Below are 12004 nucleotides of genomic sequence, written 5' to 3'. Positions count from 1 at the left end.
TCAATAACTAACTTAACTTGTACGAGTTACATTTTATGCTCGGTTTAAGTTACTTGCTAAAAAAAGCCCCGCATAGCAGGGCAAAACAACCAAGGTCCACGTGTAACACCGTTATTGGCATAGCAGCTTTGCTATACTTGCTAGGCTACTAACCACTTCATTCATCACTCTATTGCTGCAGCTCGACGATACGCTTCATAGCAGTCATATAACCTCGCAATTTTTTACCTACAACTTCAACAGGATGCTGCCTAATTGCCTCATTTACTGCAATCAACTTTAGGTTATCAACACCGTATCGGCCGACTAAACCTTGGCCTATGTAGTCGCTAGTTAAGTTATTAATCGTATCTTTTAATAATGGCACTGCCGCATGCGAAAATAAGTAGTTACCATATTCTGCGGTATCCGAAATAACAACATTCATCTCATACAACCGCTTACGCGCAATGGTATTAGCAATCAAAGGTGTTTCATGCAACGATTCGTAGTAGGCGGATTCAGCTACAATACCGGCATCAACCATAATTTCAAATGCCAACTCAACGCCGGCTTTCACCATGGCAACAAGCAAGGTGCCATGATCAAAATATTCTTGCTCAGCAATAGTTTCTGCAGACACCGGCGCTTGCTCAAAACCGCTACTTCGGGTTTGCTCTCGCCATGTTAATAGGTTTTTATCGTCATTAGCCCAATCGATCATCATGGTACGCGAAAATTCGCCGCTAATAATATCGTCCATATGTTTTTCAAATAACGGCCGCAATGTCTGCTTAAGTTGTTCTGCTAACTCAAAGGCTTTAACTTTTGCGGGGTTACTTAAACGGTCCATCATGTTAGTAATACCGCCGTGCTTTAATGCTTCGGTTACTGTTTCCCAACCGTATTGTATAAGTTTGGCCGCGTAACCGGCTTCAATGCCATCAGCAATCATTTTATCAAAGGCTAAAATTGCCCCCGTTTGCAACATGCCGCATAAAATCGTTTGCTCGCCCATTAAGTCTGACTTAACTTCAGCGATAAATGACGACTGTAATACACCGGCACGGTCGCCGCCTGTAGCAGAAGCATAAGCCTTAGCAATAGCCAATCCCTGCCCATTGGGGTCATTTTCTGGATGCACGGCTATTAATGTTGGTACGCCAAAGCCGCGTTTATATTCTTCGCGCACTTCGGTACCTGGGCACTTAGGTGCTACCATTATTACCGTGATATCCGGTCGAATTTGCTTACCCTCCTCCACTATATTAAAACCATGTGAATAGGCTAGCGTCGCGCCCTGCTTCATTAATGGCATAATGGCTTCAACTACTGCGCTATGTTGCTTATCTGGTGTTAAGTTCAGGACTAAATCTGCGCTAGGAATTAACTGCTCGTAGGTACCCACAGCAAAATTATTGCTCGTCGCTTTAATAAAGGATGCACGCTGTTCGGTAATCGCTTCAGCCCGCAGCGCATAGCGAATTGTTAAGCCGGAATCACGCATATTTAAACCTTGGTTTAAGCCTTGAGCACCGCAACCAACAATGACGATATTCCAACCTTTTATTAGTTCGCAGCCTTCTATAAACTCAGCTTTATCCATAAAACGGCATTGGCCCAGTTGAGCCAACTGTTGGCGTAAATTCAGTGTATTAAAGTAATTAGCCATACAACTTATCCTAAAATGGGTATTAACAGCTGCCAGCTAAGGCTTGCTTGAATAGGTTGATACTACCTACTGGTTTTAATTGCGTGAAGTGATATATTAACAAGTCTATATTTCACTTTTTGCAATACACTTATTATGGATACACGCAGCGCTCAGCTATTTCTGCACCTTGCTAGCAGTTTAAATTTTAGTAAAACCAGCGAACAAATGTATGTTAGCCCACCGACATTAACTCGCGTGATCCAGCGGTTAGAGGCAGAGTTAGCAACCGAATTATTTTTTCGTGATAAACGCTCGGTAAAATTGACGGCTGCTGGCCTGCGTTTTCAACAGTTCGTAAGATTATGGTTAGATGAATGGCATCAGTTACAGGTAGATTTACAACTGGCCAGTGCCGAGCTTACTGGTGAAATTCGGCTATTTTGCACCGTTACCGCAAGTTATAGTCACTTACCAACGATCTTAGATCGTTTCAGGTTAATATGCCCAAAGGCAGAACTAAAACTAACAACAGGTGACGCAGCATCGGCTATTGAAAAAGTGCGCTTAGGCGAAGTTGATATTGCGCTAGCTGCTCACCCATTGCAGTTACCCACTAATTTAGCCTTTCGCAGTATTGCTAGCCTTCCGGTGCAGCTAATCGCACCTAACATTCCCTGCAAAGTGAATGATTTACTACAACAAACGCCCGTTCCTTGGCAGAAAATCCCAATGATTTTGCCTGAGCATGGCCCTGCACGTAGTCGCTTTGACAACTGGCTACAGCAAATGGCGGTTGTACCTCAAGTTGTTGCCAAAGTAGATGGCCACGAAGCTATGGTATCAATGGTAGCGTTGGGAACGGGCATTGCATTAGTTGCAGATGCGGTAGTAGTTAACAGCCCTGTAAAAGATAGAGTACGGAATATAGAATTGGATTATCGGTTTGAGCCATTTGATCTTGGCGTTTGTATGCTAAACAAGCGACTGCATGAGCCACTTATTCAAGCATTTTGGCAAGTTGCTACCGCTAAAAATTAAGTTAGCGGTAGCTAATGTTACTTAACTACTTTCAGGTGCGAAGCGCGTTTAGGTTTGGTTGGTTCTGGCGGTTCTGGTTCATGATTCAGATCTTCATCAAAAATCTCTGCTTCATCTTCCTCTTCTTCCAGTGTAAATACGGTGCCAGCGCCATTTTCGCGAGCATAAATAGCTAAAACGGCGGTTACCGGAATATACAACGCAAACGGTTGTCCACCAAACCGAGCGCTAAAGGTAACAGCATCGTTACCTAACTGCAGATTACCCACGGCTGACGGTGCGGTGTTTAGCACAATTTGTCCGTTCTGGATAAATTGGGTTGGTACTTTCACGTCATCTACGGTCGCGTCTACCACTAAATATGGCGTACAGTTGTTATCTACAATCCACTCGTAAAACGCCCTAAGCAAATAGGGGCGGTTTGGTGTCATCTTCATTACAGCTTCGTTCCTCTGCGCATCTCGCGCTCAACATCAGTTAAAGATGCCTGAAATGCGTCACGTTCAAAAATACGTGTCATATAGTTTTTCAGTTCTTTGCTACCTGGGCCAATTAGCTCAATACCTAATGCTGGTAAGCGCCAAAGTAGAGCTGACATATAACAGTCAACTAAACCAAATTCTTCACTCATAAAATACGGCGTTTCATTAAACAACGGAGCAATTGACAATAAACCTTCTTTTAGTTCTTGTCTGGCAGTTGCTGCGTTCTCATCGCCATTTAAAACTGAAGCGGCTAAACGATACCAATCTTTTTCAATACGGTACATCATTAACCGTGCTTGGCCACGTGCAACTGGATACACAGGCATCAACGGAGGATGAGGAAAACGCTCGTCCAGATATTCCATAATGATATTGGCTTGATACAAAGCCAATTCACGGTCAAGCAATGTCGGCAGGCTGCCGTAAGGATTTACTTCATATAAATCTTCCGGCAAATTATCTTGTGCGACCTGAAGAATATCGACAGTTACGCCTTTTTCAGCAAGTACAATACGTACTTGATGGCTGAACATATCATCAGCTGCTGAGAACAACGTCATTACAGGGCGTTTATTGGCAGTGATAGCCATGTCTTCCTCCAGTAAAATAAAAAACAGCAAAGGGGCGCTAAGGCCCCCATAAACATATCTAGTTGATTTAACTAGTTAATGTACATCTTTCCAATATTCTTTCTTCAGTAGGTAAGCAACGACAAAGAAGATAAGCAGAAATACCATTACTTTAATTCCAAGTGCTTTTGCTTCTAATTTTGACGGCTCGCCAACATATTCTAAGTAGTTTACCAGATCTGCGACGGCTCTATCATACTCTTCAGTAGTAAGTTCGCCTTTGCCGTCAGTTTTAATGCCAGCATAAACGTCCTTTGACTCACCATCAACTAAGCGTGTTTCGTATGCTTTATAAGGTGTGCCTTGTAACTCTTGCAGTACGTGCGGCATACCTACCAATGGAAATACTTCATTATTCACGCCAAACGGACGTGATGGGTCAGCATAAAAACTGCGTAAGTAGGTATATAGCCAATCTGGCCCACGTACCCTAGCAACGTTAGTTAGGTCAGGTGGCGCTGCACCAAACCATTTTTCTGCGTCCTTAGTTGCCATATTGTTTTTTATATGGTCACCCACTTTTTTACCAGTAAACATCAGGTTTTCCATACCAACGTCTTCTGGAATATCCAAATCGCGGAAGGTTCTGGCATAGCGCTGATATTGCATCTGGTGACAACCCAAGCAATAGTTTTGGAACATACGAGCGCCGTTTTGCAGCGACGCTTTATCGGTCAGGTCAATCGGTGCTTTATCTAAATGTACGCCGCCACCAGAGGCAAACACGCTAGCTGATATGCATAGTAAGGCTGCTGAGAAAATATGCTTAATCATTAACTTAACCTCACTGGTAACGGTTTGGTTGTCTCATTTTTACTGTATATCCACAGTAAAATAAAGTAAGCAAAATATGTAAACGAGAAGATGCGGGCCAATATGGTGTACGTAGGTGTTGCCGGTAGCACACCTAATACCATTAGTGCGATAAAGCTAATACAAAACAAGATTAAGTTAGCTTTATGTAAACCGCTACGATAGCGCACTGAGCGCACCGAACCACGGTCTATCCACGGTAATAATGCCAATGCAATAATGGCTAAGAACATAAAAATTGCGCCAAATAATTGATCAGGCACCGCACGCAAAATTGCATAAAATGGAGTGAAATACCAAACTGGTGCAATATGCTCTGGTGTTTTCATTGGGTTTGCTGCTTCAAAGTTTGGTGGTTCAAGGAAGAAACCGCCGCCTTCTGGCATAAAGAAAATTATCCAAGCAAATATTAATAAGAAGCCAGCTACACCGACTAAATCTTTAACCGTGTAATATGGGTGGAATGGAATAGCATCAACAATGATTTTCTTGCCACCTTTGGTGAAGTACTCGTGGAAAGTAAACTTCTTGTCTGCTTCAGTTTGTTCAACTGAACCATCGTTATCACGTTTTACGTCTATACCGTCTGGGTTATTCGAGCCCACTTCGTGTAATGCCATAATGTGTAAAAACACCAATATAACCAACACCAATGGTAACGCAATAACGTGTAAGGCGAAGAAACGGTTTAGGGTTGCGCCAGAGATAACATAATCGCCGCGGATCCATAATGTCAGGTCGTCACCTATACCCGGTATTACACCGAATATGGAGATAATAACCTGAGCGCCCCAGAAAGACATTTGTCCCCATGGTAGCAAGTAACCCATAAAGGCTTCAGCCATTAATACTAAGAAAATTAGCATACCGAAAATCCACAGCAGTTCGCGTGGTTTCTGGTAAGAGCCGTACATCATACCGCGCAACATGTGCAGATAAACCACAACAAAGAACGCTGACGCGCCAGTAGAATGCATATAGCGTAACAACCAGCCGTAATCCACATCACGCATAATGTACTCAACGGATGCAAAAGCGCCTTCAGCACTGGGTTCATAGTTCATGGTTAACCAAACACCGGTCAGAATTTGGTTAACTAATACCAGCATGGCTAATGAGCCAAAGAAGTACCAGAAGTTAAAGTTTTTTGGTGCTGGATACTGCATAACATGCAGGTTCATCTTTTCCATAAATGGCAGACGGTATTCAATCCAGTTCATCAGATTTTTAAACATCAGACTGTCCCCTCATCTTCGCCAATTACTAAAGTATTGTCGTCAATAAACATATAAGGTGGAATTTGTAGATTTTTCGGCGCTGGTACACCAGAGAACACGCGGCCCGCTAAGTCATAAGTAGAACCATGACATGGACAGAAGAAACCAGAGTGTACACCCTCAACGTGGGCGTCAAAGTCGGTAGGGATATAGGTTGGTGAACAACCAAGGTGAGTACAAATACCTACAGCAACAAAAATCTCCGGCTTTTTCGAACGATAAATATTTTGCGCGTAAGCAGGTTGTTGCTCATCTGCTGATTCAGGATCACGTAACATGCTATTTAGCTGAGGTAATTGATCTAGTGATACTTGGCTGCGTTTTACTAACCAAACTGGCTTACCGCGCCATTCAACACGTATTAGCTGGCCTTCTTCTAATTTGCTGATATCAGCAGTTACTGCTGCACCAGCTTGCTTAGCTCTCTCACTTGGGTTCCACGAAGCTATAAAAGGTACAGCAGCTCCGACAGCACCTACACCCCCTACGACCGAGGTTGCAATGGTAAGGAAGCGGCGGCGACCTTGATCTACGGGCGCGTTGCTCATCCACTCGTCTCCACGTTAACACTTAAACAAAATTTAAGCGGCTGAATTTCAGCAATTATTATAACTGTAAAATGAGGTAGATCATAATGAAAAGCCTTGCTTTACACAAGGATTAAGGCAATGTGAATAGCTATTATCTTAACTGTTTGCGTTGTATAACAGGGTATAACCGTTAGTTTACTCGCTGTTTAGCTCTGGTGCTGCAAATAAAAAACCCGGCAACATGTGCCGGGTTTCTGTACTGTAATAAAACGATTAACGTTTTGAGTACTGTGGACGCTTACGTGCTTTACGCAGACCCACTTTCTTACGTTCAACTTTACGTGCATCACGCGTTACAAAGCCTGCTTTACGCAGTGCAGGACGCAATGATTCGTCAAACTCCATCAGTGCACGAGTAATACCGTGACGGATAGCGCCAGCTTGACCGCTGATACCACCACCTTTAACAGTGATGTATAAGTCAAACTTTTCAACCATTTCAACTAGCTCTAATGGCTGTTTAACAATCATACAAGCTGTCTCGCGACCGAAATACTCGGCTAATTCGCGTTGGTTAACAGTAATCTTACCAGTACCAGCTTTAATGAATACACGGGCCGTTGAGCTTTTACGACGACCAGTTCCGTAATATTGATTCTGTGCCATGATATGCTCCGATTAAATATCTAATACTTGCGGTTGCTGAGCAGCATGCTGATGCTCGGCGCCTGCGTAAACTTTCAACTTACGGAACATAGCGCGGCCCAGTGGGCCTTTTGGTAACATGCCTTTAACAGCAAGTTCCAGAACCATTTCTGGTTTCTTCGCGATCAATTTCTCAAAGCTGATTTCCTTGATGCCGCCTGGGAAGCCAGTGTGAGAGTAATACATTTTGTTCTGCGCTTTAGCACCTGTAACAGCTACTTTCTCTGCGTTTACAACGATGATGTAATCACCGGTATCAACGTGCGGAGTGTACTCTGGCTTGTGCTTGCCACGTAAACGGGAAGCGATTTCTGTTGCGATACGGCCCAGTGTTTTGTCTGTCGCATCAACAACGTACCAGTCGCGTGTTACGCTTTCTGGCTTAGCGGTAAAAGTTTTCATTCATTTATCCAAAAATAACTTAGTTACACCTGACACAGTGCAGGGCTGTTGCAACTTGTGTCGTTAGCGTACCCCTTCGAGTACAAAAACCACCGGGCTAACGGCAGTATTAGGCTGTAACGTAGGCCGGGCGCGGATTATATATTAACCAACTTTAAAAATCAGCACCCTACGCATAAAATTTGTCTTATTTAGCAAATAATTATGGCAAATGTGCTTTCGCCAAATATTCACGCGACTGCATTTCTTGTAACCTACTGATACAACGCTTAAATTCAAAACTTAAAATGCCATCTGTGTATAAAGCTTCTAACGCAACTTGCGCAGAAATAATCAGTGTTACATTACGCTCATAAAACTCATCAACCAACGCAATAAAACGCCTAGCGACGTCGTCGTTAGTGCGGCCCATTACTTTAACTCCCGATAGCAAAACCGTGTGGTAACAGCGACTTAGCTCCATGTAATCATATTGGCTACGTGCCGTCTCACAAAGCTCAGCAAAGTTAAACCAAACAATACCATCGGCATCATAACGTGCGTTTAGCTTTCTGTTGGCAACATCTATCTGCACATCTTGTCGGCGCGGCTCGGCCGATAATGCATTAAAGTATTGGCTTAAATTAGTTTCTGCTTGTGCATCTAGCGGGAAATGATAAATCTCGGCTTTTTCTAATGTTCGTAACCGATAGTCAATACCGCTGTCGACGTTAACGACCTGCGTATGTTTTTTAATTAAGGCTATTGCCGGTAAAAATCGAGCGCGCTGTAAGCCATTACGATATAAGCCATCAGGTTCAATGTTTGAGGTTGCTACCAACGTAATACCACGAGCAAACAAAGCCTGCATCAAGGTGCCTAAGATCATTGCATCAGTAATATCTGAGACAAAAAACTCATCAAAACACAGAATGTCGGCCTCTTGTTTAAAAGAGTCGGCCACTTTTTCTAACGGATCACTGATTCCCTTTAATTGCTTTAGCTCTTCATGCACCCGATGCATAAAACGATGAAAGTGAATTCTTAATTTTCTTGTTGTAGGCAAGCAATCATAAAAAGTGTCAACCAAATAGGTTTTACCTCTGCCTACCCCACCCCAAAAATATAGCCCCGTTAATGGTCGCGAAGTATCAGCATTACCGAGCAATTTCTGCCACAGAGTTGGTTTACTAGGTTGGTTTGCAACAAAATCGTCAAACAAACGCTGTAACTGCTTAACGGCAAATTCTTGTGCAACGTCGTACTGAAAATCATCTCTGGTTAAATCTTGTTGATACTTTTGTAATGGCGTCATTTGCATCTTACTTGAAAGGGGGTTAATTAAAGCTTTAATATCGGTAATAATAGTAACATGCCTTACCACTCTGGATAAGAAGTTAGGTTACACTATCAACAGATATTACCCTCAGGAGTTGTTATGGACTATATGTATGCCGCCGCCTGGCTGGGCGCTGGTTTAGTTATTGGTGCTGTTGTTGCTCGCCTAATAACCTTAAAGCAGCTAAACCAGCACAAGCTGCAGCTTGAGTTAAACGAAAGCAAAGCGCAGTTGGTTCAGTATCGGCAAGACGTTTCTAGCCATCTTGAAACAACAAACCACCTTATGACGCAGTTACAAGATAACTATGCCCGTATTGCTCGCCATATTTCTGATTCTAAAATGCAACTAGTCGAGCGACCAACAGAATCAGTTCGGCCTGACATTAACTATTTAACTGGCGATGCTGCGGCTTATATTCGACAGTCTATTCACCAAATAGATGAAAAACGTCGAGTGCACTCGGCAACAGAACAACAGCCTCGTGATTACTCAGACGGAGCTAGCGGCCTAATCAAAGCCAGTAAGCCAATAAAAGAAACTGAATAATTTGGTTAATTAACTGAACAAAAGTACTGAACTTTTTTTTTAATCTACGACTCTTAAGCGCAACTTGTAACAGGAGACTTAGATGCTATGAACAAAAGGTTATCATTGCTTGCTACTGCTGTTGCTGCGGGTTTATTGCTAGCTCAACCCGCTCCAGCAGAGGCTCGAATCCCATTCTTTTCCAATACCCAAGAAATACCTACTCTAGCACCTATGCTGGAGCAAACCACACCAGCGGTAGTGCACATTTCAGTAGCAGGTAGCCGCGAGGTTCGCCAGCGCCTACCTGACGCGTTTCGTCAGTTTTTTGGCCAACGCGGTCAACCTGAATACCGTGAAGAAAGGCCGTTTAAAGGTTTAGGCTCGGGCGTAATAATTGACGCTGATAAAGGCTATATCGTCACCAATAACCACGTTATCCAGGATGCAACCGACATTGAAGTTCGCTTAAAAGATGGCCGCACGTTTAAAGCGACCAAGCTTGGTGCCGATCCAGAAACTGATATTGCATTACTAAGAATTGAAGCGAAAAAACTAACTCAGATCCAACTTGCCGACTCAGATAAAACCCGTGTTGGCGACTTTGCCGTAGCAATTGGTAACCCCTTTGGCTTAGAGCAAACCGTTACCTCAGGCATTATCAGCGCTTTAGGTCGTGGCGGCCTTGGTATCGAAGGCTTTGAAGACTTTATTCAAACCGACGCAGCCATTAACAGTGGTAACTCTGGTGGTGCTTTGGTCAATCTTCACGGCGAGCTGATAGGTATTAACACGGCCATTTTGGGCCCAAATGGCGGCAATATCGGTATTGGCTTTGCTATTCCAGCCAATATGATGAAAAACCTAGTTGACCAAATTATTGAGCATGGTGAAGTTCGCCGTGGCAGTTTGGGTATTCGCGGCCAAGATGTTACTTCCGACCTAACCGAAGCTATGCACTTAAATGTGAGTCGTGGTGCCTTTGTTAACGAAGTTATTGCCGACAGCGCGGCGGCTGAAGGAGGCTTAGAGTCGGGTGACGTTATTATCAGTATGAATGGTAATAAAATCAGCTCGTTTCAAGAGCTTCGTGCAAAGGTTGGTACACTAGGCGCAGGCCGAGAAGCTAAGTTTGGTATATTACGTGACGGCAAGGAACGTACGCTAACCATCAAACTTAAAGAGCTATCAACAACTCAGGTTGCTGCCAGCCAAATGCATCCAATGCTTGATGGTGCAGAGCTGTCTAACGCCGAGGGCGGTGGGGTTAAAATTGAGTCTGTTGCTAACAATTCTGCTGCAGCGCAAATTGGCTTAATGCCTGACGATATTATTATCGGCATTAATCGGCAGCGGGTAACCAATTTGGCAGAGCTGCGCAAAATGCTGGAAAACCGCGAGGGTGTTGCTGCATTAAATATCCGCCGCGGTAATGCAAGTTTATACGTACTAATTCGTTAATAACACTAAGCTAAGCAGTGCCCTAGCGCTACTGCTTAGCTTATATTAGTGCTATGCTTGCACAATCCGTATTTTGTAGACCTTTCAAAACCCGTGGCTAAATTTCTGTATTTCCTACTTAAAAGTATTATCTACGGCTTGGCATTAGCTTTTATGCTAATGTTCTTTTTTCCTTCGATAAGTCATCTATCTGCTCCGCTGTTTAGTAGTGCTGAAGCAGGTAATGAGCATCAACCTGTAAGTTACGCCAAAGCCGTGCGACGTGCAGCACCAGCAGTAGTCAATGTGTATACACGCAGTACCTTGGTTGACCCGCGTTCACTTCGCCCGCGCACTATTGAAAGACAAGAGCTCGGCTCCGGCGTTATTATGAGCGCACACGGCTACATTTTAACTAATTTTCATGTTGTGTATGGTGCTGACTATATCGAAGTCGCTCTGCAAGATGGTCGTACCTTAGAAGCGCTGTTAATCGGCCAAGATGAACTAACTGATCTTGCGGTATTGTATGTGCAAGCCGACAATTTACCGGTGATCCCACAAGATCCGCAGTTAGAACCTCAAGTGGGTGATGTTGTACTTGCCATAGGTAACCCTCTTAACTTAGGCCAAACTATCACTCAAGGTATTATTAGCGCTAACGGTAACACTGGGCTAAGTTCACGGGGCTATATTGATTTTATGCGGATGGACGCTGCTATAAACCAAGGTAATTCTGGCGGTGCACTGGTTAACAGTAATGGCACACTGGTTGGCATTAACGCCGCAGCATTCCAACTAGAGAACCAAGATATTCAAGGGATATTTTTTGCCATACCTTATCAGCTAGCGCTTAACGTAATGCAAAAACTCATTAAGCATGGCAAGGTTACCCGCAGTCATCTTGGTGTTGCTGGAGATGCGGTAGTTAATGCGGCTGGTGAGCGATTAATCTCAACGGGCCAACCACTGTATGGCCTAAGCATAAGTGCAGTAAATGCTAATGGCCCAGCTGCAGATGCAGGCTTAAAAGTAGGTGATATCTTACTTGAAATAAACGGTAAGCATTTTGATAGCATACAACAAGCACTAAATATGATTGCAGAAACAGAACCCAATAGTACGTTAGCTCTTACGATTAACCGCAATGGGCAACAGCTAATCGTAGATGCAATAACTAAAGAACTAAGACGATAAAAAACGCGG

General features: G+C 43.6%; 13 protein-coding genes. 4 read left to right on the top strand and 9 right to left on the bottom strand.

Annotated features, from left to right (window positions below):
* Nucleotides 1-169: 169 nt before the first annotated feature.
* Complete coding sequence (gene ilvC, locus E0Z06_RS01585) at nt 170-1651, bottom strand: ketol-acid reductoisomerase (protein ID WP_132581282.1); 1482 nt, start codon at nt 1649-1651, stop codon at nt 170-172.
* A gap of 135 nt (nt 1652-1786) precedes the next feature.
* Here ilvC and ilvY point away from each other — a divergent pair, with 135 nt between their 5' ends.
* On the top strand, nt 1787-2671 hold the full coding sequence (gene ilvY / locus E0Z06_RS01580) for an HTH-type transcriptional activator IlvY (RefSeq protein WP_132581280.1): 885 nt from the start codon (nt 1787-1789) through the stop codon (nt 2669-2671).
* Nucleotides 2672-2688: 17 nt separating this feature from the next.
* On the opposite strand, the gene E0Z06_RS01575 is transcribed toward ilvY, so the two are convergent.
* From E0Z06_RS01575 to zapE, 8 genes are all read right to left on the bottom strand, one after another.
* Nucleotides 2689-3102, bottom strand: coding sequence for a ClpXP protease specificity-enhancing factor (locus tag E0Z06_RS01575; protein ID WP_132586628.1), 414 nt, complete (start codon nt 3100-3102; stop codon nt 2689-2691).
* A gap of 5 nt (nt 3103-3107) precedes the next feature.
* On the bottom strand, nt 3108-3746 hold the full coding sequence (gene sspA / locus E0Z06_RS01570; RefSeq protein WP_132581278.1) for a stringent starvation protein SspA: 639 nt from the start codon (nt 3744-3746) through the stop codon (nt 3108-3110).
* A 75-nt stretch (nt 3747-3821) separates the two neighbouring features.
* Nucleotides 3822-4559 (bottom strand): cytochrome c1, encoded by a 738-nt coding sequence (locus tag E0Z06_RS01565; protein ID WP_132581276.1) that lies wholly within the window; start codon nt 4557-4559, stop codon nt 3822-3824.
* Entirely contained in the window at nt 4559-5818 is a 1260-nt protein-coding gene (locus E0Z06_RS01560) for a cytochrome bc complex cytochrome b subunit (protein WP_243695591.1), read from the bottom strand. Before E0Z06_RS01560 ends, E0Z06_RS01565 begins: the two co-directional genes overlap by 1 nt.
* A 14-nt stretch (nt 5819-5832) precedes the next feature.
* Nucleotides 5833-6423 carry a ubiquinol-cytochrome c reductase iron-sulfur subunit gene (petA, locus tag E0Z06_RS01555; RefSeq protein ID WP_132581272.1) on the bottom strand — a complete coding sequence of 197 codons (591 nt, stop codon included), beginning with the start codon at nt 6421-6423 and terminating at the stop codon, nt 5833-5835.
* A gap of 255 nt (nt 6424-6678) precedes the next feature.
* A complete protein-coding gene (rpsI, locus tag E0Z06_RS01550; protein WP_132581270.1) occupies nt 6679-7071 on the bottom strand; it encodes a 30S ribosomal protein S9 in 393 nt (130 codons plus the stop codon).
* Nucleotides 7072-7083: 12 nt separating this feature from the next.
* A complete protein-coding gene (gene rplM, locus E0Z06_RS01545) occupies nt 7084-7512 on the bottom strand; it encodes a 50S ribosomal protein L13 (protein ID WP_132581268.1) in 429 nt (142 codons plus the stop codon).
* Between the two features lie 202 nt (nt 7513-7714).
* The gene (gene zapE / locus E0Z06_RS01540) at nt 7715-8806 is read right to left on the bottom strand and encodes a cell division protein ZapE (RefSeq protein ID WP_132581266.1); all 1092 of its coding nucleotides are present in this window, start codon (nt 8804-8806) and stop codon (nt 7715-7717) included.
* A gap of 123 nt (nt 8807-8929) precedes the next feature.
* On the opposite strand from zapE, the gene E0Z06_RS01535 reads away from it, so the two are divergent.
* From E0Z06_RS01535 to E0Z06_RS01525, 3 genes are all read left to right on the top strand, one after another.
* Nucleotides 8930-9379, top strand: coding sequence for a YhcB family protein (locus E0Z06_RS01535; protein ID WP_132581264.1), 450 nt, complete (start codon nt 8930-8932; stop codon nt 9377-9379).
* An 87-nt stretch (nt 9380-9466) separates the two neighbouring features.
* On the top strand, nt 9467-10819 hold the full coding sequence (locus tag E0Z06_RS01530; RefSeq protein WP_132581262.1) for a DegQ family serine endoprotease: 1353 nt from the start codon (nt 9467-9469) through the stop codon (nt 10817-10819).
* A gap of 153 nt (nt 10820-10972) precedes the next feature.
* On the top strand, nt 10973-11995 hold the full coding sequence (locus tag E0Z06_RS01525) for a trypsin-like peptidase domain-containing protein (protein WP_243695537.1): 1023 nt from the start codon (nt 10973-10975) through the stop codon (nt 11993-11995).
* The last annotated feature ends 9 nt before the right edge of the window (nt 11996-12004 follow it).

Origin of the sequence: Rheinheimera sp. D18 (assembly GCF_004345025.1) — a bacterium.
GTDB lineage: Bacteria > Pseudomonadota > Gammaproteobacteria > Enterobacterales > Alteromonadaceae > Alishewanella > Alishewanella metallidurans.
This window is presented reverse-complemented; position numbering and strand designations above follow the sequence as displayed.